This is a genomic window from Streptomyces tricolor (assembly GCF_002155905.1).
GTDB classification, from domain to species: Bacteria; Actinomycetota; Actinomycetes; order Streptomycetales; family Streptomycetaceae; genus Streptomyces; species Streptomyces tricolor.
This window is the reverse complement of the sequence record NZ_MUMF01000483.1, coordinates 1-20,366: the sequence shown is the minus strand read 5'-3', so window position 1 is coordinate 20,366 and position 20,366 is coordinate 1. Positions and strand designations below refer to the sequence as shown.

The window sequence follows — 20,366 nt, the reverse complement described above, 5'->3', positions numbered from 1 at the left end:
GCCGGGGCCCCGGCCCGGGTGTAGGCGTCGGCTGCCTGGAGGAGGGCGGCGCGGGCCCGGGCCGGGTCGCCGGTGGCCGCGTGGACCCGGGCCAGGTTGTTCAGGGTCCTGCCGGCCCCGAACCAGTCCCCGAACTCCCGTTCCAGCTCCAGGGCGTTGCCGTAGGCCTCGACGGCCTCGGCTGTCCGGCCGGACACCTCCCAGGTGCGGGCCAGGTTGTTCCAGGCGATGCCGGCGCCGTGCCGGTCCCCGATGGCCAGATACAGGTCACGGGCCCGCACATGGGCGTCGACCGCCTCCTCGGTGCGGCCCAGCGCGTGCAGCGACAGCGCCAGGTTGTTCCACTCGTCGGCCTCCTCCCGGACATGACCGCCCGCCTGGTGCAGCGCACGGGCCCGCAGATGTGCCTCGATCGCCTCCTGCGGACGGCCCGCCCTGGCCAGGGCGTTGGCGAGGTGCCCCCACCGGACCGCCTCACCGTCGCGGTCCCCGTCGGCCCGGCTCAGTTCCAGGGCGCGCAGATGGGCGTCGATGGCCTCCTCGGTGCGGCCCAGGTTCCGCAGGGCCAGACCGAGATGGTCCCACCCCACGGACTCGCCCCGGCGGTCCCCCGTGCGGTGCGCGGCGTCCCGGGCGGCACCGGCGACGGTGAGCCAGTCGTCGAAGTACCGCCGCCATTCCAGGTACTCCGACAGGAACTCGGCCAGCGGCACCGACAGATATGCGTACCGGTCCTCGGCCGCCCACTGCACCGCCGCCACCAGCGCGGCCCGCTCCCGGTCCAGCCAGGACAGCGCCGACGCCCGGTCGGGGAAGAGTTCCGGTTCCGGTTCGCCGGGCAGCCAGCGCAGCCGGGCGTAGGCCAGGCTCGCGCACATCGCGTAGAACCGCAGCACCCGCTCGCGCGCCGCCTCGCCCTCCTCCCGCAGGTCCGGGTCGGCCGCGACCGTCCCGGCGGCGTAGGCCCGCACCAGGTCGTGCACCAGCCAGCGCGGCACCGCGTTCCCGTCGGCCCCGCGGACCCGGGTGACCAGGCCGGTCGCGGCCAGCTCCTCCAGCTGGGACAGAGCCGTCGCCCAGTCCAGGCCGGCGAGCGCGGCCACGGTCGACGTGTGCGTCTCGGTGCCCGGCGCGAGGGCCAGCAGCCGCAGCAGCCGGGCCTGGCCGGACGGCAGCCGGCGGTACGACGTCTCCAGCACCGGGCGCAGGATGAGCGAGCGGCCGTACTGGTCGGTGCCGCCGGGCCCGCCGTCCAGGACCACCGTGCGGTCCGCGGCCTCGTGGATGTCCCGCACCAGCGAGGCGATGGCGCGCGGGTGCCGGCGGCGCAGCATGGCCGCGGCGATCTGCAGGGCCAGCGGCAGATGCCCGCACAGGCCGGCCAGCTCGCGCAGCGCCTCCGGCTCCCGCGCCGGCCGGTCGTCCCGCTCGTCGGCGTCCAGCAGGGCACGCGCCACCAGGGCGACGGCGTCGTCCGCGGCGAGCGGATCCAGGTCGATCCGCCGTACGGGCAGCGCGTCCGGCCGCTCCCGGGACGTGACCAGCACCCGGTGGTGGTCCGTGCCCGGCAGCAGGGGCAGGAACTGGCGCGGGTCGGAGACGTTGTCCAGGATCAGCAGCGTCCGCTCCCGCCGCTCGCCGAGCAGCGCGCGGTACGCGTCGTACTGCCCCGTGGCCGTCGCCGGCAGGTCCGGGCCGCGCACCCCGAGCGCGTCCAGCAGCGCCAGCACCGCCTGGTCGGCGGTGACCGGGTCGTCGTCGTACCCGCGCAGGTCCACGAAGAGCGCCCCGCCCGGGAACCAGCCCTTCCGGCACGCCCGGTGCGCCGCCTCCAGCGCGAGCGCCGTCTTGCCGATGCCGCCCATGCCGGTGACGGCGGAGATCAGCACGGGCGGCGCGCCGTCGTCCCCGGGAACGGGCGTGAGACAGCGCAGCAGCCGGTCCAGCTCCGCGCCGCGGCCGGTGAAACCGAGGGGCCGCGAAGGCAGGGTGGCACTGGCACGCGGAACGGGCCCGTGGACGGTGCCCTTGCCGCTGTCCGGCCTGCCGCTACCGGTATCCGGCCTGCCGCTACCGCTGTCCGGACCGCTCCGGGCCGTTTCCGGTCTGCTTCCCGATGACGGTCCCGTGGAAGGTGCCGCCCCGGAAGTCGATGTGGTCGCCGCCGTAACGGGCTTGGGGATCCTCCTCGGAGTCGCCGGGCGCCGGGCGCCGGGGCTGGTGCTTGCGCAGCATCGCCACCGCCACGGTCGCCGCGTGCCCGGCCGCCCGCTGCTGCGAGCCGCCGGCGTCGGCCCGGCGCTTGTGCCGGTCCGCGCGGTCGCTGATGCCCCGCACCACGAGGGCGTCCACCTGCCCGCTCAGGTGCGCCGCTTGGGCCGCCCCGGACCCCTCCATCTCGATGGCGCCCGCGTCGTTGTAGTGCGCCTCGATGTGCCGGGCGATGTCGGACCGGGCGTCGGCCAGTACGACGTCACCGGTCGCGATCGGAGCGAAGTGGACCCGGACCTCGGGCAGGTCCCGGGCCGCGGAACGCGCCGCCTGCTCCAGCGCGTGCGAACCGGGCAGGGCGCGGGGGCGGACCTTGAAGCCGTCGTGGGCCTGCTTGCCGCCGTGGATCTCGTAGACCTGGGTGCCCACCACGACGTCGCCGATCTCGATGTCGTCCTTCAGGCTCCCCGCGACCCCCACGAAGAGGACGGCCTCGGGGTGCAGCCACTCGATGAGCTGGGCCGTGAGCGCGGCGGCCCGGTCCGCCCCCACCCCCAGCTCGCTGATCGCCAGCTGCCAGGGGCTGTCCGGCAGCCGGCCGGTCTCGACGCGGGTCCCTTTGTCGTGGACGCGTTCCTGCCGCTCCGGGACGTACGCCCGTACGGCGGCGTATTCCAGGGGCAGTGCGGTCAGGACCAGAACGGTGGGTTGAGTCTCCGGCACACTCATAAGGTACTGCCGGGGGAAGGGGCTCATGTGCCGGAACGAGACGTCACCGTGGGGCAGTTGCTGCTCACCGAGTACCAGACCGTCAAGGACGAGCAGAAGACACGGATCGGGTTCCGGGACAATCTGCTGTACGTCACGCTGACGGTGGTGGCGGCCGTCATCGCGGCGGCGGCCCAGGCCAAGCAGACCGCGATGCTCCTCGCGCTGCCGCCGGTGTGTGTCGTGCTGGGCTGGACGTACCTGGTCAACGATCAGAAGATCTCGGCGATCGGGGCGTATGTGCGGGGCGACCTGGGGCCCCGGCTCGCGGAGCTGGCTGCCGCGGAGGGCGGCGCGATCTTCCGCTGGGAGACCGCACACCGGGCGGACGCCCGGCGCGTGTCCCGGAAGGTCACGCAGTGCGTGGTGGACCTGCTCGCCTTCTGCGTCGTGCCGTTGAGCGCGCTCGTCGTGTACTGGGCGGGGGACGACGTCTCGGCCGGGCTCGCGGTGGTGTCCGTGCTGGAGGCGGTCACGGTCGCGGGGCTGGGGGTGTGCGTCGTGCGGTACGCCGTGCCGTTCGGGACGGGGGGCGGGGCCGGGTGAGCGATGTCGTCGACTTCCGGGGCGGGGACTTCCGCGGGCCGGTCATCGGCAAGGCGGAGTACCGGCAGCAGGCACCGGCACCCACGGCCCTGGACGCGCTGCCGCCGCCGGCTGCCGGATTCACCGGCCGGGACGAGGAGTTGGGGAGGCTGCGGGCCGCGCTCGACCCTTCGGGCGCCGGCGGCGAACAGGCCGTCCTCGTCACCGCCGTGTCCGGGCTCGGGGGTATCGGCAAGACGGCGCTCGCGGTACGGGCGGCGTACGCGGCCCGGGAGGAGGGGTGGTTCCCGGGCGGCGTGCTCTTCCTGGACCTGCACGGCTACGACGACGCTCCGGTCACGGCGGACCAGGCGTTGCAGTCCCTGCTGCGGGCGCTGGGTGTGGAGCCGGAACACATTCCGGTGACGGCGGACGAACGGGCGGGGCTGTACCGCTCGGTGCTTGCGGACCGGGAGCCGGTGCTGATCCTCGCCGACAACGCGTCGTCGCCGGATCAGGTGCGGCCGTTGCTGCCGGGGGGTGGGCGGCGGCACCGTGTGCTGGTCACTTCGCGGGATCGGTTGGCTGCGTTGGGGGCGCGGCTGGTGCAATTGGATCAGCTGACGCCCGGGGCCGCGTACGAACTCCTCGACCGCGCGCTCCGTATCGCCGACCCGGAGGACGACCGGGTCGTTGAGGAGCCGGAGGCGGCGGCACGGCTGGCGGAGCTGTGCGGGTATCTGCCGCTGGCTCTGCAGATCGCGGTGGCGCTGCTGGCGGAGGACCCCGGCAAGGCGGTCGCGGAACTCGCCGACGAGCTGGGCACATCGTACGACCGGCTCGCCGCCCTCGACGACGGCGACCGCAGTGTGCGTGCCGCGTTCGACCTCTCCTACCGGCGCCTCCCGGCCGGTCAGGCCCGTCTGCTGAGTCTGCTCGCCCTGGCGCCGGGGCCGGAGGCGAGCGAGGAGGTGGCCGCTGTGCTGGTCGGGGCGGAGGAGCCGCCGGTGGCGGACCTGAAGGCGCTGGCCCGCGCCCACTTGGTGGAGCGGGGGAACAGCCGAGGGTGCTGGCGGATGCATGACCTGGTGCGGGCGTTCGGGGTGGGTGTTTCCGCCGGGGACGCGGAGGCTCGGCAGCGGTTGCTCGCGCACTACTACCGGTGGGCGGACGCGGCCGATGACCGGTTGAGGTGGTTTCCGGGGGAGCCGGAGCCCGAGCGCTTCCGGACGCGAGCCGATGCGCTGGCCTGGCTGGACAGGGAGCGCGCGAGTCTGGTGGCTGCGGTGCAGTGGGGGCGCGAAGAGCGGTACCGGCATAGGGCTGTGCGGCTGGCCCTGTGCTTGTGTGAGTACCTTCGCTGGCGTCGGTACTTCGATGACATGATCGCGGTCAACAGTGCCGCCCAACAGGTCGCGCGTGTCAGCGGTGATCGTGAGGGCGAGGCCATGGCGTCGAACAACCTCGGGATCGCCCTTCGCGAGACGGGGCACCCCCGGAAGGCGCTCGTCGCCCACTTCCGTGACCGTGACCTCTGCCAGGAACTCGGGGACCGCAACGGTGAGGCGTTGGCGTGGAACAACCTCGGCAGCGCCCTGGCGGAGGCGGGCCGGGTCGAGGAGGCCATCGACGCCTTCCTTCGCGCACGCGACCTGCACCGGGAGGTCGGCAACCGGACCGGTGAGGCACAGGCGTGGAACAACCTCGGCAATGCCCTGGTGGAGGCGGACCGGGTCGAGGAGGCCATGGACGCCTTCATCCGCTCGTGCGACCTGCACCAGGCCCTTGGCGACCGCTACAGCGCGTCGTCGGCGTGGAACAACCTCGGCATCGCCCTCTCGGAGCTGGGGCAGACGGACAGCGCCACAGAGGCGTACGGCAAGGCTCTGGCGATCCGGAAGGAGTTCGAGGACTGGTACGGAGTCGCACAGACCCTCGAAAACCTGGGAATCGAGTACGAGGAGACCCATCGCCCGGCCGAAGCCCGCGCCCACTACCTCCAAGCCGCCGACGCCTACGCCGGCGCGAACGCCCCCGCAGAAGCCGCCCGAGTCCGCGCCCGGGCCGCCGCCCTCACCGCCCCTGCGACACCCACCGATACACCAGCTCCGGCCGCCCCACCTGCCCGTACAACGGACTCCGGCCGGCCCTCCCCGCCTCCACCAGATGCTCCAGATAGCGCCGCGCGGTGATCCGGGAGATGCCCACCGCCTCGGCCACCCCGGCCGCCGTCAGCCCTTCCTCCGCCTCCCGCAGCGCGGACGTCACCCGCTCCAGCGTCGGCCCGCTCAACCCCTTCGGCAGGGCCGCGGGCGACGGCGCGCGCAGGACCGCCAGGGCCCGGTCCACCTCGTCCTGCCCGCTCGCCTCGCCCACCGCCGCGTGGAACTCGGCGTACCGCACCAGGCGGTCCCTCAACGTCGCGAACGTGAACGGTTTCAGGACGTACTGGACGACCCCCAGCGAGACCCCTTCCCGGACCACCGCGAGATCGCGCGCCGACGTCACCGCTATCACGTCCGCCTGGTGCCCGGCCGCCCGCAGGGAGCGGGCGAACTGCAGGCCGTGCACGTCCGGGAGGTGGAGGTCCAGCAGGAGCAGGTCCACCGGCGTGCGGTCCAGGATGCGGCGGGCCTCCGCGCCCGTGTGCGCCTTCCCGACCGCGACGAACCCCGGCACCCGGTCGACGTACATCACGTGCGCGTCGGCGGCCACCGGATCGTCCTCGACGACGAGGACGCGCAGGGGCTGCTGCTCGCTCGTCATCTGCCGCCACCTATGGACGTGCCGCCGCCCGTGGACGTGCTCCCATCCGTGACCGTGCCGTCATCCGTGACCGCGCCGTCACCCATGGACGCGCCCCCGCCCACGAACCCGCCCCCCACAGCCGTGCGCAACGGCAACCGCACCTCGAACACCGCTCCGCCCTCGCCGTCCTCGCCGGATTCCGTCACCGTCAACGTGCCCTCGTGGCGGGTCACCGCCTGCCGGACCAGGGCCAGCCCGAGCCCCCGCCCGCCGGGCCCGGCCGGCTTGGTGGAGAACCCCCGCTGGAATACCAGGTCGGCATGGGCGGGGTCGACCCCGGGGCCGGTGTCCGACACCCGCAGCACCACTTCGGCGGCCGTAGCGTACGCCGTGACCGTCACCCGCGCCCGCACGCTGCCCTGCGCCGCGTCCACCGCGTTGTCGATCAGGTTGCCGAGGATCGTCACCAGGTCACGGGCGGACAGGTCGGACGGCAGCAGGCCGTCGTCCAGGCGGCTGTCCGGCGAGACCACCAGCTCCACGCCCCGCTCGTTCGCCTGAGCGGTCTTGCCCAGCAGCAGCGCGGCCAGCACCGGCTCGCTCACCGCCGCCACCACCTGGTCGGTCAGGGCCTGCGCCAGCTCCAGCTCGGCCGTGGCGAACGCCACCGCCTCCTCGGCCCGGCCCAGCTCGATCAGCGAGACCACGGTGTGGAGGCGGTTCGCGGCCTCGTGCGCCTGTGAGCGCAGGGCCTGGGTGAACCCCCTCTCCGAGTCCAGCTCGCCCATCAGGGACTGGAGTTCGGTGACGTCGCGGAGGGTGACGACCGTGCCCCGGCGTTCGCCGCCCGACACCGGGGAGGTGTTCACCACCAGCACCCGGGACGCCGTCAGATGCACCTCGTCCACCCGGGGCTCCGAGGAGAGCAGGGCGCCGGTCAGCGGGGCCGGCAGGCCCAGGTCGGCCACCGAGCGGCCGACCGTGTCCTCCTCCGGGCCCACCCCCAGCAGCTCCCGGCCGCCGTCGTTGATCAGCGCCACCCGGTACTGGCCGTCCAGCATCAGTAGCCCTTCCCGGACCGCGTGCAGCGCCGCCTGGTGGTAGTCGTGCATCCGGCTCAGCTCGGCGGCGTTCATCCCGTGGGTGTGCCGGCGCAGCCGGGCGTTGATCACGTACGTGCCGACCGCGCCCAGCAGCAGCGCCACCCCGGCCACCCCGAGCAGCGCCGCGACCTGGTCCTGGACCCGGGCGCTGATCGTCTCCACCTTGATGCCGGCGCTGACCAGGCCGACGATCCGCCCGTCGTCCCGGACCGGGGTGACCGCGCGGACGGACGGGCCGAGCGTGCCGGTGTAGGTCTCGGTGAAGGTACGGCCGTGCAGGGCGGGGCCGATGTTGCCGAGGAAGCGCTTGCCGATCTGGGCCTTGTCGGGGTGGGTCCAGCGGATGCCGGACGGGTTCATGATCGTGACGAAGTCGACGTTCGCGTCCCGCACGACCTGGAGGGCGTACGGCTCCAGCCGGGCGGTGGGGTCCGGGGTGCGGATCGCCGCGCGGACCGAGGGGGAGTCGGCGATCGACCGGGCCACCGCCGTGGCCTGCCGGGCCGCGGCGTCCTCGGCCTGGCGCTGGTCGCTGACGTAGGTGAACAGCGCGCACCCGGCGACGACCACCGCGATCAGCACGGCCTGCATGGCGAACAGCTGGCCGGCCAGGCTGCGGGGCCGCGAGAGGGTGGGTACGCGCATGTCAGCAGTGTGCCTCTCCGGTCAATCGTGAACTAAATGAACGGAAGGGTGACCGCCCTCACAGGCCGGGAGATAGTCACGGCATTCCCCAACAACGCCCGGACGTGAGCCGCACGCCGGTTGTTCGCCGACGAAGACGTCAAGGAGGGCAGTCGTGGCCGCCAGCACTGCCGATACGGCACCTGCCGCACCCCGCGCGAAGCGGGACCGGACCCATTACCTGTACATCGCCGTCATCGCGGCGGTCGCGCTCGGCATCGCGGTGGGCCTGATCTGGCCCGACGCCGCGGTGGAGCTGAAACCGCTGGGCACCGGGTTCGTGAACCTGATCAAGATGATGATCTCGCCGATCATCTTCTGCACGATCGTGCTCGGTATCGGCTCCGTGCGGAAGGCCGCCAAGGTCGGTGCCGTGGGCGGCATCGCCCTCGGCTACTTCCTGGTGATGTCGCTCGTCGCGCTCGCCATCGGCCTCGTCGTCGGCAACGTGCTGCACCCCGGCGACGGGCTGCACCTGACCGACGCGCTCAAGCAGACCGGGCACGACCAGGTGTCCTCGGAGGCGCTGCCGCCGGTCGACTTCGTCCTGTCGATCATCCCGACCACGTTCGTGTCCGCGTTCACCCAGGGACAGGTGCTCCAGACCCTGCTGGTCGCCCTGCTCGCCGGGTTCGCGCTGCAGGCGATGGGCTCGGCCGGACAGCCGGTGCTGCGCGGCATCGAGCACCTCCAGCGGCTCGTCTTCCGCATCCTGTCCATGGTGATGTGGGCCGCGCCGATCGGTGCGTTCGGTGCGATCGCGGCGGTGGTCGGTTCCGCGGGCCTCGACGCGCTCAAGAGCCTCGCCGTGCTGATGGTCGGCTTCTACGTCACCTGCTTCCTGTTCGTCTTCATCGTCCTCGGCGCGCTGCTGCGGATCGTCTCGGGTCTGAACGTCTTCTCCCTGTTCAAGTACCTCGCCCGGGAGTTCCTGCTGATCCTGTCGACCTCGTCGTCGGAGTCCGCGCTGCCCCGGCTCATCGCGAAGATGGAGCACCTGGGCGTCAGCCGGCCGGTCGTCGGCATCACCGTGCCGACCGGGTACTCCTTCAACCTCGACGGCACGATGATCTACATGACCATGGCGTCGCTGTACATCGCGGACGCGCTGGGTACGCCGATGTCGATCGGCGAGCAGATCCCGCTGCTGCTGTTCCTGCTGCTGGCGTCCAAGGGCGCGGCCGGGGTCAGCGGTGCGGGGCTCGCCACCCTGGCCGGCGGTCTCCAGTCGCACAAGCCGGCGCTGGTCGACGGGGTCGGGCTGATCGTCGGCATCGACCGGTTCATGAGCGAGGCGCGGGCGCTGACGAACTTCGCGGGCAACGCGGTGGCGACGGTGCTGGTGGGCACGTGGACCAAGGAGATCGACAAGGTGCGGGTGCGGAGGGTGCTGAGCGGGGAGCTGCCGTTCGACGAGACCACGCTGCTGGACGAGGGCCGTACGACGGTGAGCGAGGTCGCCGAGACCCGGGAAGAGGGGCTGGTCAAGGCCTAGACGTCTGCCGGGTTCTGCCCCGCGCCCCTTCGGGGCGCTCCTGCTCCGGACGCCCGGCCCCGCCTGAACCCGGGCCGGGCGTCCGGCGGTGCCGCCGGGCGGCTGAGGATCCCCCGTACCTCAGCCGCCCGGCTTCTGTTCGGGTTGCGACACCTCGGCCACCAGTTCGGTGGCCCGTGAGGCGGGTACGCCCGCCGCGGTCAGTACGGCGACCGTGGCGGAGCGGCCCGCCTCCTCCGCTGCCAGGAGGCCGTCGTTCACCGCCTCCATCACCGCGAACAGCATCTGCTCGTGCACGTACGCGAGGGCGGGCGCGGGCAGCGGGGAGGCGAAGGCGCCCTCGTCCAGGCCGCGCTGGAGGAGACGGACGCGGTCCTCGCGCAGCGGTGCGAGGCGGTCGCGGATGCCCTGCACGGTGACCGTGCGCTGGGCCAGGGCGATGAGCAGCCGGTAGCGGTCGGCGACCGGCCACAGGGCGAGCACCGAGCGGGCCACCGCCTCCGCCGGGTCGGTCACACCGGCGCGGGCGCGCGTGTCCGCGTCCGCCAGTGCCGCCACGGCCCCGTCCACCAGGGTGCTGATCAGCGCTTCCCGGCTGGGGAAGTGACCGTAGACCGTCCGTCGTACGACGCCCGCGGCGCGCGCGATCTGGTCCATGGAGGCGTCGGGATCGCGCAGCAGTTCGGCGAGGGCGACGTCGAGGATGCGGCGCCGGTTGGCGTCGGCGCGGCTGGTGTTACCCGTGGTCATGGCGGTCATTGTGCCTCCCTGGAGCCTCCCCCTTGAGCCGTCCCGTTCGAGTTGCACAGTAGTGTGCAACGACGTACATTGCACATGGTTGTGCAATTGCACGCCATTGTGCAAGTTCCGTCGCGTACCCGAGGAGGGCGACCCCTGCCATGCGACTCGTCATGACCGAACCCGCCGAGAGGATGGACCGGCCCTACGCCCGGCGCTGGTGGGCGCTGCTGGTGCTGTGCCTCAGTCTGCTGATCATCGTGATGGCGAACACCGCCCTCACGGTCGCGGCGCCCGACATGACGAAGGACCTCGGGCTGTCCAGCGCCGACCTGCAGTGGGTGATCGACGGCTACACCGTCCCCTACGCGGCGCTGATGCTGCTGCTCGGCGCCATCGGCGACAAGTACAGCCGGCGCGGGGCGCTCGTCCTCGGCCTGGTGGTGTTCGGCGGCGGTGCCGTCTTCGGCTACCTCGCCGACAGCGCCACGACCGTCATCGCGGCCCGGGCCGTGATGGGCGTCGGCGCGGCGCTGATCATGCCGGCCACACTCTCGCTGCTCGCCGCGACCTTCCCGCGCGCCGAGCGGGCCAAGGCGATCACGCTGTGGACCGCCACCGCCGGGCTCGCCATCGCCGCCGGACCGGTGGTCGCCGGTGCCCTGCTGCGCGACCACGGCTGGTCCTCGACCTTCCTGATCAACGTGCCCATCGCGGCCGTCGCGATCGTCGCCGCCCTCGTCCTCGTGCCGCCGTCCAAGGCGGGCCACCACGACCGCATCGACTACGTCGGCGGCCTGCTGTCGGTGGTGTGGACCGGCGCGCTCGTCTACATGATCATCGAGGGCCCGCACTTCGGCTGGGGCGCCAAGGCCGTCGGGGCGGCCGTCGCCGCCGGCGTCGGCCTGGTCGCCTTCGTGCTGTGGGAGCTGCGCCACCCGCGCCCCATCCTGGACGTGCGCCGCTTCACCGGCCGCCGGTTCGCCGGCTCCAACCTCGCCGTCGCCCTGTTCTTCCTCGCCGTCTTCGGCGCCTTCTACTACCTCACCCAGCACCTGCAGTTCGTCCTCGGCTACGACGCCCTGGAGACCGGTGTGCGCATGCTGCCGCTCGCCGGCGCCGTCTTCGTCGGCTCGGCGCTGACCGGCTGGCTCACCCCGCGCGTCGGCATGAAGTGGACCGTCGGCGCGGGCATGGTCGGCGGTACGGCTGCCCTCGCCCTGCTCACCCGGGTGGACGCGGCCTCCACGTACGGCGACTTCGTGGCGCCCCTGATCATCCTGGGCCTGGCCATCGGGCTCGCCCTCTCGCCCTGCACCGACGCCATCATGGGCGCGTTCCCGGAGTCCGAGCTGGGCGTCGGCGGCGCCGTCAACGACACCTCGCTGGAGCTGGGCGGCTCGCTCGGCATCGCCATCCTCGGCTCGCTGCTCGCCACCTCCTACAGCGACCACCTCTCCGACGCCACCGCCGGCAGCAAGCTCCCGGCGAGCGCCCTGGACACCGCGCAGGACTCGGTCGGCGCCGGGTACGCCGTCGCGCAGGGCATCGGCGAGAAGGCGCAGCAGGCCGCCGCGCAGGCGCAGCAGGCGGGGGACCCGCAGCAGGCCGCGCAGCTCAAGCAGCAGGCCGGCGAACTGGCCGCGGGCGCCCGGCAGATGGCCGACGCGGTCGGCTCCGCCTTCTCCGACGCGGTCGCCCACACCAGCCTGGTCGGCGCGGTGATCCTGGGCATCGGCACGGTCCTGGTGGCCGTCCTGCTGCCGCGCCACGAGGCCGGCGCGACGGAGCCGGAGGCCGCGGGGAAGGCGGGGGAGAAGGCCGAGAAGGAGCCGGCGGACAGCGCCGCCGGCTGATCCCCGCGCCCGCCCGCGTGCCGCTCCGGACCGACCGGAGCGGCACGTCCGGCTGTGCCGGCCGTACCGACGGGGGAACCGGTGCGTGCGTCCCCGGGGCGGCCGGCGCGGCACGCGCGGGCGGCCCCGCGGCCTTGCCTTGACGCCCACGTCAACCCCTACCGTCGTGGTCATGCGAATCGGCGAGCTGGCCGCGCGGGCCGGGACCACGACACGCACCCTGCGGTACTACGAGGCCCGGGGACTGCTGCCGGCCCGGCGCGACGGCAACGGACACCGTACGTACGACGAGAGCGACCTCCGGCTGCTGCGGCAGATCCGCACGTTGCAGGACTTCGGGTTCGACCTGGAGGAGACGCGGCCGTTCGTGGAGTGCCTGCGGGCCGGGCACCCGGAGGGCGACTCCTGTCCGGCCGCGCTCGTGGTCTACCGGCGCAAACTGGCCGAGCTGGACGCGCTCATCGGGCAGCTCACGGCGGTGCGCGAGACGGTCGCGGGGCAGCTGGCCCGGGCCGAGCGGGCGAGGGACGACCTGGCCGCCGACGCGCTGGTTCCGGGGGGTCCGGAACCCGCTTGCGAACTGGGAGGGCTGACGCGGTGAGCTTGGTGAGCGGACTGACCGAGGTGACGGACGCCGATTTCGAGGCGGAGGTGATCGGCTCCGACCTTCCGGTGCTGGTGCAGTTCACGGCCGACTGGTGCGGGCCGTGCCGGCAGCTGGCGCCGGTGCTGAAGGAGATCGCCTTCGAGGAGGGCGACCGGCTGAAGGTCGTACAGATCGACGTGGACCGCAATCCGCAGACGACGATCTCCTACGGCGTCATGGCCACGCCCACGCTGCTGCTCTTCCGGGACGGCGAGCCGGTGCGGTCGATCGTGGGCGCCCGGCCCAAGCGGCGCCTCCTGACGGAGCTGGCCGACGTGCTGTAAAGCGGGCCCGCCCACAGAAAATCCCCCGGAGCAATTGCGCCCGGGGGATTCCTGTGCGTATATTCAATGATTCGCGACTTCATTTCGCACGGGTCGCGAAGACGTTTACTGAGCAGAGTATATCCGGGCGGGAGCGGAATTGTCAAACACCGAATTTCCAGACGATGAAATCCGGCACGAGCAGGAATTCATCGACGGACTGTACGCGCGTGTGGACCTGCTGCGCGGCGAGGCCGAGACCTCCGTCGCGGACGCGCTCGCCCAGGGCGACAAGCCCATGCAGGCCCGGCTGGAGCGGGACATCCTGGTCGCCGAGCGCTCGGGACTGCTCGCCGCGCTGAACGCCGTGGACGGCTCGCTCTGCTTCGGCCGGATCGACCTCGCCGACGGCAGGAAGCACCACATCGGCCGGATCGGGCTGCGCGAGGACGACGCCGAGCGCACCCCGGTCCTCATCGACTGGCGGGCCGATGTCGCCCGCCCCTTCTACCTGGCCACCGGCCACACCCCGATGGGCCTGCGCCGCCGCCGGCACATCGCCACCGAGGGCCGCACCGTCACCTCCCTGCACGACGAGATCCTCGACCTCGGCGACGCCACCCGCACCGGGCACGAGGCCCCGGGCGGCGACGACGTCCTGCTGGCCGCGCTGAACTCGGCCCGCACTGGCCGGATGAGCGACATCGTGCAGACCATCCAGGCCGACCAGGACCGCATCATCCGGGCGCCCCACCGCGGGGTGCTGGTCGTGGAGGGCGGCCCCGGCACCGGCAAGACCGCCGTCGCCCTGCACCGCGCGGCCTATCTGCTGTACGAGCACCGGGAGCTGCTGGCCCGCCGGGCGGTCCTGATCGTCGGCCCGAACCCGGCCTTCCTCGGCTACATCGGCGAGGTGCTGCCCTCCCTCGGCGAGACCGGCGTGCTGCTGGCCACCGTCGGCGAGCTGTTCCCCGGGGTGAGGGCCACCGCCGCCGACACCCCCGAGGCCGCCGCCGTCAAGGGCCGCGCCGCCATGGCCGACGTGCTGGCCGCCGTCGTACGCGACCGGCAGGCCCTGCCCGACCCGGTCATCGCGATCGAGCACGACCGCGAGGTGCTCATGCTGGACGACGGTCTGGTGAGCGTCGCCCGCGAACGCACCCGCGCCGCCAAGCTGCCGCACAACGTCGCCCGCGAGCACTTCGAGGGGCACATCCTCAACACCCTCACCGAGCTGTACGCCGAGCGCGTCGGCACCGACCCCTACGACGGCAGCAGCCTGCTCGACGCCTCCGACCTCACCCAGATCCGCGACGAACTCGCCGAGAACCCCGAGGTCTGGGACGCCATCGACCAGCTGTGGCCCCGGATCACCCCGCGCCGGCTGGTCGCCGACTTCCTCGCCGAGCCGGACGGCTACCTGCCCGAGGAGGACGCCGACGCGATCCGCCGCCCGGTCACCCGCGCCTGGACCGTCGCCGACGTGCCCCTGCTGGACGAGGCGGCCGAACTCCTCGGCGAGGACGACCGGATGGCGCGGGCCCGCGCCGAGCGGGAGCGCGAGACGCAGGTGGCCTACGCGCAGGGCGTGCTCGACGTGTCGTACGCGTCCAGGACCTACGAGTTCGAGGACAAGGAGGACAGCGACCCGGATGCCAGCGAGGTCCTCTCGGCGCACGACATCATCGACGCCGAGCGGTTCGCCGAGCGGCAGGAGGAGGCCGACCACCGCAGCGCCGCCGAGCGGGCCGCCGCCGACCGCACCTGGGCGTTCGGGCACATCATCGTGGACGAGGCGCAGGAGCTGTCGCCGATGGCCTGGCGGCTGCTGATGCGGCGCTGCCCGACCCGCTCGATGACCCTGGTCGGCGACCCCGCCCAGACGGCGGAGGCGGCCGGCGTCGGCTCCTGGGCGGACATTCTCGCCCCCTATGTCGAGGACCGCTGGGAGCACACCCGCCTCGGCGTCAACTACCGCACCCCGGCGGAGATCATGGACTTGGCGGCGGCCGTGGTCCGCGCCGAGCACCCCGGGTTCGAACCGCCGAGTTCCGTCCGCTCCACCGGCGTCCGCCCCTGGGTGCGGCGGGTGACCGACGACCTGCCCGGCGCGGTCGCCAAGGCGGTCGCCGAACTCGCCCCTGCGGAGGGCCGGCTCGCGGTGATCGCCCCGCGCGCCCTGCACCGCTCGCTGGCCGCGCACCTGGACGGCGTCACGGCCGGCGCCGAACCCGACCTGACCCAGGCGGTCGTCCTGCTCGACCCCCGCCAGTCCAAGGGCCTGGAGTTCGACTCGGTCCTGGTGGTGGAGCCGGGCGCCTACGGCACGAGCGACCTGTACGTCGCCCTGACCCGGGCCACCCAGCGGCTCGGGGTGCTGCACACGGGCGCGCTGCCGCGGGGCCTGGCCGACATGGAGTGACGGCGGGGGCGGCGGGCGTCCGGCCGGCCGCCCCCCCCTGGGCTCCGTCGGCCGGAACGGCCGCGTCCTCAGCCGCCGGACGGACTGCTCGTGCGCTCCTCCTCCGCGGCGCCGGCCGTCCGCCGCAGGTCCATGCCCCGCGTCGACACCAGTCCCCGCTCGGGATGCGCGCGGAAGGCCGCCGTCCAGGCGGTGGGCGGGCAGGACGCGCCGTTCGGACGCTGCTCCTTCAGCCGCGCCCGCAGGCTGTCGCGTACGACGACCCGGCCGCCCTCCCGGGCGGTCACCGTCAGCCGCACCGGCACCGGGCCGGCTCCCACGTCGTCCGGGAGCGGTACCGAGACCCGGCCGAACGGGAGCGGGTCGGCGGGGCCGCCGGACGCCCGCTCGGCGCACCGGCCGTCCACGCACAGCCGTACCGTCACCGCGTCCGGCCGCCCGAAGTCGGCGGGCCGCCACAGCACGGCGACGCCCGACTCCATGTCCATCAGGGTGCACGCCCGCTCGGGGCCGGCGCAGCCCGTCAGGGCCGCCACCGCCCCCAGGGCCGTGATGATCCGCCGCATGTCCCCCTCGCCCCTTCCGCCCCACCGGGCGCCCGAGCGTATGCGCAGGGCGGGGCGGATGGCAAAGAGCAGGTCAGGCGGGGCGCAGCCAGACCGTCGCCAGCGGCGGCAGGGTCAGCCGGATGCTCGCCGGGCGGCCGTGCCAGGGGTGCGGCTCGGGCTTGACGACGTCCGGGTGGATGACGTCGCCGCCGCCGTACCGCGCCGCGTCGGTGTTCAGCACCTGCACCCAGGCCGGCACCTCCTCGGGCACCCCGAGCCGGTAGTCGTGGCGGACCACCGGGGACAGGTGGCAGACCGCGAGCAGCGGGGTGCCCTCGGCGTCGTGGCGCAGGAAGGCGAGGACGTTGTCGTCCGCCGCGTCCCCGACGATCCACTCGAAGCCCGCCGGGTCGGTGTCCCGCTGCCACAGCGCCGGGGTGGCCCGGTACACCGCGTTCAGGTCCCGCACCAGGTCCCGCACGCCCCGGTGGTCCGCCTCGGCGCCGTACGCCGGGTCGAGCAGCCACCAGTCGGGGCCGCGCGCCTCGGACCACTCGGCGCCCTGGGCGAACTCCTGCCCCATGAAGAGCAGTTGCTTGCCCGGGTGGGCCCACATGAAGCCCAGGTAGGCACGGAGGTTGGCGCGCTGCTGCCACCAGTCGCCCGGCATCTTCGACACCAGCGACCGCTTGCCGTGCACCACCTCGTCGTGGGAGATGGGCAGGACGTAGTTCTCGCTGTAGGCGTACACCATCGAGAAGGTCATCTCGTGGTGGTGATGCCTGCGGTGCACGGGATCGTGGCTCATGTACTGCAACGAGTCGTGCATCCAGCCCATGTTCCACTTCAGCCCGAAGCCGAGCCCGCCGAACCCGCTCGGGCCCCTGTGGTGGGTGGGGCGGGTGACGCCGTCCCAGGCCGTGGACTCCTCGGCGACGGTCACCACACCGGGGCAGCGCCGGTACACGGTGGCGTTCATCTCCTGGAGGAAGGCCACCGCGTCCAGGTTCTCCCGGCCGCCGTGCTCGTTCGGCGTCCACTGGCCCGGCTCGCGCGAGTAGTCCAGGTAGAGCATCGAGGCGACCGCGTCCACGCGCAGCCCGTCGATGTGGAACTCCTCGCACCAGTAGACGGCGTTCGCCACCAGGAAGTTGCGCACCTCGCGCCGCCCGAAGTCGAACTCCAGCGTCCCCCAGTCCGGGTGGGCGGCCCGCAGCGGGTCGTGGTGCTCGTACAGCGGACGCCCGTCGAACTCGGCGAGGGCCCAGTCGTCGCGCGGGAAGTGCGCCGGCACCCAGTCCATCAGCACCCCGATGCCGGCCTGGTGCAGCCGGTCCACCAGGTACTTGAAGTCGTCGGGGGTGCCGAGGCGGGCCGTCGGCGCGTAGAAGCCGGTGACCTGGTAGCCCCACGAGCCGCCGAAGGGGTGCTCGGCGACCGGCATCAGCTCCACGTGCGTGAAGCCCAGCTCGCGCACGTACGCGGGGAGTTCCTCGGCGAGCTGCCGGTACGACAGACCGGGCCGCCAGGACGGCAGGTGCACCTCGTACACGGAGAAGGGCGCCTCGTGGACGGGGGTGTCCGCCCGGTGCGCCAGCCACTCCGCGTCACCCCACTCGTGGTGCGAGGCGTCCACGATCGAGGAGGTCGCGGGCGGCACCTCGGTACGGCGGGCCAGCGGGTCGGCGCGCAGGGTGCGCGAGCCGTCCGGGCGGGTGATCTCGAACTTGTACAGCTCGCCCTCGCCGATCCCCGGCACGAACAGCTCCCAGACCCCGGTGGCGCCCAGCGAGCGCATCGGGAAACCGGTGCCGTCCCAGAAGTTGAACCCGCCCGAGACCCGCACGCCCCGCGCGTTCGGCGCCCACACCGCGAACCGGGTCCCGGTCACCCCCTGGTGGGTGGTGACGTGCGCGCCGAGCGCCCGCCACAGCTGCTCGTGCCGCCCCTCGCCGATCAGGTGCAGGTCCAGCTCGCCGAGGGTGGGCAGGAAGCGGTAGGCGTCCTCCGTCTCGTGCACCCCGCCGTCGTACGTCACCAGCAGCCGGTAGGCGGGCACCTCGGCGAGCGGGAGCAGGCCGGAGAAGAAGCCGTCGCCGTCGTCGTGCAGCTCCGCCCGCAGCTCGCCCGCGACCACGGTGACCGCCCGCGCGTGCGGGCGGAACGCGCGGACGGCGACCCCGCCCGGGACCGGGTGCGCGCCCAGCACGGAATGCGGGTCGTGGTGGGTGCCGGCGCGCAGCCGCGCACGGTCGCCGGCGTCGACGGCCGGGGACACCGCGGCCTCCGCGGCGGGCGCCGGTGCCTGCGGGGGGACCTCGCGGGCCGGCGCCTTCCTCGCGGCGGCTTTCTTCCTGGCCGTGGCTTCCTTCTGGGCCTTGGATTCCTTCGGGGCCTTGGGGGTCACGGACGAGCCTCCTGGTCGGGCAGGGCGAGACGGCGCACCGCGCTCAGCGGCACGGGCAGCCAGTCGGGGCGGTGCCGGGCCTCGTAGACGACCTCGTAGACCGCCTTGTCGGTCTCGAAGGCCCGCAGCAGCACCGGGTCGGTACGCGGATCGCGGCCGGCCACCTCCGCGTACCCGGAGCAGTAGGCGGCCCGGCAGGCGTGCGCCCAGTCGTGGGCGGGCGGGCTCGCCGAGTGGGCCGCGTAGTCGAAGGAGCGGAGCATGCCGGCGATGTCCCGCACCGGCGGCTGCGGCATGCGCCGCTCGGCCAGCGGGCGGGCCGGCTCGCCCTCGAAGTCGATCAGCGACCAGTTCCCGGACGGCGAGCGCAGGCACTGCCCCAGGTGCAGATCGCCGTGCACCCGCTGGGCGGTCCAGGTGCGGCCCTCGGCGGCCAGCGTGCCCAGCGCCCGGTACGCCGAGCGCAGCCCGGGCTCGTACGGCAGCAGCGCCGGCACCGCCTGCACGGCCGCCGTCAGCCGCTCGGTCATGCCGTCCACCAGCGCCTCCAGCTGGGCGTGGCCGAGGGTGACCGTCGGCAGGGCCCGGGCGAGCGCCGTGTGCACCTCGGCGGTGGCCCGGCCCAGCGCGCGGGCCTCGGCGGCGAAGTCCTCGCCCTTGGCCAGCTCGCGCAGCGCCAGCTCCCAGCCGTCGGCCGCGCCGCTCACGAACGGCTGGAGCACGGCCAGCACATACGTCTGCGTGCCCACCTCGGCGTGCAGCCAGGCCGTCGGCGCGGGCACCCGGGGGCAGCCCTCGCGAGCCAGGGCGAGGGGCAGCTCCAGATCGGGGTTGACGCCGGGCACGACCCGGCGCAACAGCTTCAGAATGAACGTATCTCCATAGACCACCGACGAGTTGGACTGTTCGGCGGTCATCAGCCGGGCCACCAGGCCCGCCCGGATCTCCTGTCCGGGGTCCCGCTCGAAGCGCAGGCCGCCGATGCGGGCCCGGGTGCGCAGGGCCTCCAGCAGCACCTCGGCGGGGCGGGGGTCGTACAGGGCGTCGTACACCGTGCGCCCGGCGAGCGGGCCCTCGGTCACATGGCCGATCAGCGCGGGCGCCAGCCGGGGCGGCAGCGCCTCGCGCACGCCTATGAGGAGCTGGTAGCAGTCGCCGGGGTGCGGCGGCGCGCCCGGCGCGGCGGGCTGGTGCACGCGCAGCAGCAGGTGGTACAGCCCGAGCCGGCCGTCGGGCGGCAGCAGCTCGGTGACGGACACCGGAGTGAACCCGGTGACCGCGCGCCCCTTGCCCGCGAACCAGCGCTGCCGGGGCAGCCAGGTGCGCAGCAGGGGATCGAGCGAGGCGAGGAGTGAACCGGTGGTGCCGGAAGGGGTGACCGTTTCCGCCATGGGCGTCAGTCCTTTCCCCGGGGGTCGTCGGGGTGTTACTGATGCGTGCCCCGGGTGGGGCGGTGGAAACGCCGCACCGCACCACCCGGGCCCGCGCTACATCGCGGTCCGGCGCAGCCGGAACCAGTAGAAGCCGTGCCCCGCGAGGGTGAGCAGGTACGGCAGTTCGCCGATCGCCGGGAACCGGACCCCGCCGAACAGCTCGACGGGATGCCGCCCGCCGAACCGGCTCAGGTCCAGCTCCGTGGGCTGGGCGAAGCGGGAGAAGTTGTGGACGCACAGCACGAGGTCGTCCTCGTACTCGCGCAGGAAGGCGAGCACCGCCGGGTTCGACGACGGCAGCTCGGTGTAGGACCCCAGTCCGAAGGCAGGATTCTGCTTGCGGATCTCGATCATGCGGCGGGTCCAGTGCAGCAGCGACGAGGGCGAGGACATCGACGCCTCGACGTTGGTGACCTGGTAGCCGTAGACCGGGTCCATGATGGTGGGCAGGAAGAGGCGTCCCGGGTCGCAGGACGAGAAGCCGGCGTTGCGGTCGGGCGTCCACTGCATGGGGGTGCG

Annotated in this window: 16 protein-coding genes; 7 read left to right on the top strand and 9 right to left on the bottom strand. The window is 73.4% G+C overall.

Going from position 1 to position 20,366, the window contains the following annotated elements; genetic code table 11:
• Both CCN44_RS30600 and CCN44_RS30595 read right to left on the bottom strand, forming a co-directional pair.
• Positions 1-1,865, bottom strand: a 1,865-nt coding sequence (locus tag CCN44_RS30600; RefSeq protein ID WP_244203992.1) for a tetratricopeptide repeat protein, incomplete at its 3' end; no start/stop codon positions are given.
• 205 nt (positions 1,866-2,070) lie between these two features.
• Positions 2,071-2,940 carry a 5'-methylthioadenosine/S-adenosylhomocysteine nucleosidase family protein gene (locus CCN44_RS30595; RefSeq protein WP_086701214.1) on the bottom strand — a complete coding sequence of 290 codons (870 nt, stop codon included), beginning with the start codon at positions 2,938-2,940 and terminating at the stop codon, positions 2,071-2,073.
• A 27-nt stretch (positions 2,941-2,967) separates the two neighbouring features.
• On the opposite strand from CCN44_RS30595, the gene CCN44_RS46630 reads away from it, so the two are divergent.
• Positions 2,968-3,525, top strand: coding sequence for a hypothetical protein (locus CCN44_RS46630; RefSeq protein WP_244203991.1), 558 nt, complete (start codon positions 2,968-2,970; stop codon positions 3,523-3,525).
• Positions 3,522-5,696: a tetratricopeptide repeat protein gene (locus tag CCN44_RS30590; RefSeq protein ID WP_244203990.1), complete on the top strand. Its 2,175-nt coding sequence runs from the start codon at positions 3,522-3,524 to the stop codon at positions 5,694-5,696. Before CCN44_RS46630 ends, CCN44_RS30590 begins: the two co-directional genes overlap by 4 nt.
• On the opposite strand, the gene CCN44_RS30585 is transcribed toward CCN44_RS30590, so the two are convergent.
• Together CCN44_RS30585 and CCN44_RS30580 are read right to left on the bottom strand one after the other, a co-directional pair.
• Positions 5,578-6,270: a response regulator gene (locus CCN44_RS30585; RefSeq protein WP_143650056.1), complete on the bottom strand. Its 693-nt coding sequence runs from the start codon at positions 6,268-6,270 to the stop codon at positions 5,578-5,580. The genes CCN44_RS30590 and CCN44_RS30585 overlap by 119 nt on opposite strands.
• On the bottom strand, positions 6,267-8,000 hold the full coding sequence (locus CCN44_RS30580; protein ID WP_086701211.1) for a sensor histidine kinase: 1,734 nt from the start codon (positions 7,998-8,000) through the stop codon (positions 6,267-6,269). Before CCN44_RS30580 ends, CCN44_RS30585 begins: the two co-directional genes overlap by 4 nt.
• A 154-nt stretch (positions 8,001-8,154) precedes the next feature.
• Between CCN44_RS30580 and CCN44_RS30575 the strand changes: the two genes are divergently transcribed.
• Positions 8,155-9,534, top strand: a complete 1,380-nt coding sequence (locus CCN44_RS30575) for a cation:dicarboxylate symporter family transporter (RefSeq protein WP_059252665.1) — start codon at positions 8,155-8,157, stop codon at positions 9,532-9,534.
• 120 nt (positions 9,535-9,654) lie between these two features.
• On the opposite strand, the gene CCN44_RS30570 is transcribed toward CCN44_RS30575, so the two are convergent.
• On the bottom strand, positions 9,655-10,293 hold the full coding sequence (locus tag CCN44_RS30570) for a TetR/AcrR family transcriptional regulator (RefSeq protein WP_059252666.1): 639 nt from the start codon (positions 10,291-10,293) through the stop codon (positions 9,655-9,657).
• 140 nt (positions 10,294-10,433) lie between these two features.
• Between CCN44_RS30570 and CCN44_RS30565 the strand changes: the two genes are divergently transcribed.
• The 4 genes from CCN44_RS30565 to CCN44_RS30550 all read left to right on the top strand — a co-directional run bounded on the left by CCN44_RS30565 (position 10,434) and on the right by CCN44_RS30550 (position 15,459).
• Complete coding sequence (locus CCN44_RS30565; RefSeq protein WP_059252667.1) at positions 10,434-12,128, top strand: MFS transporter; 1,695 nt, start codon at positions 10,434-10,436, stop codon at positions 12,126-12,128.
• A gap of 172 nt (positions 12,129-12,300) precedes the next feature.
• On the top strand, positions 12,301-12,729 hold the full coding sequence (locus CCN44_RS30560; protein ID WP_059252668.1) for a MerR family transcriptional regulator: 429 nt from the start codon (positions 12,301-12,303) through the stop codon (positions 12,727-12,729).
• Positions 12,730-12,743: 14 nt separating this feature from the next.
• Positions 12,744-13,058, top strand: coding sequence for a thioredoxin (gene trxA / locus CCN44_RS30555; RefSeq protein WP_059255244.1), 315 nt, complete (start codon positions 12,744-12,746; stop codon positions 13,056-13,058).
• Positions 13,059-13,227: 169 nt separating this feature from the next.
• A complete protein-coding gene (locus CCN44_RS30550; protein WP_208639871.1) occupies positions 13,228-15,459 on the top strand; it encodes a HelD family protein in 2,232 nt (743 codons plus the stop codon).
• A gap of 68 nt (positions 15,460-15,527) precedes the next feature.
• Here the strand turns inward: CCN44_RS30550 and CCN44_RS30545 are convergent, their stop codons facing one another.
• The 4 genes from CCN44_RS30545 to CCN44_RS30530 form a co-directional block, all read right to left on the bottom strand.
• Positions 15,528-16,025, bottom strand: coding sequence for a membrane lipoprotein lipid attachment site-containing protein (locus CCN44_RS30545; protein WP_086701205.1), 498 nt, complete (start codon positions 16,023-16,025; stop codon positions 15,528-15,530).
• A gap of 73 nt (positions 16,026-16,098) precedes the next feature.
• The gene (gene glgB, locus CCN44_RS30540; protein ID WP_079081152.1) at positions 16,099-18,414 is read right to left on the bottom strand and encodes a 1,4-alpha-glucan branching enzyme; all 2,316 of its coding nucleotides are present in this window, start codon (positions 18,412-18,414) and stop codon (positions 16,099-16,101) included.
• The gene (locus tag CCN44_RS30535; protein WP_208639870.1) at positions 18,411-19,805 is read right to left on the bottom strand and encodes a maltokinase N-terminal cap-like domain-containing protein; all 1,395 of its coding nucleotides are present in this window, start codon (positions 19,803-19,805) and stop codon (positions 18,411-18,413) included. The genes glgB and CCN44_RS30535 overlap by 4 nt, the downstream gene beginning before the upstream one ends.
• 96 nt (positions 19,806-19,901) lie before the next feature.
• Positions 19,902-20,366 (bottom strand): alpha-glucosidase C-terminal domain-containing protein (locus CCN44_RS30530; protein WP_208639869.1); only part of this gene is annotated, 465 nt, incomplete at its 5' end.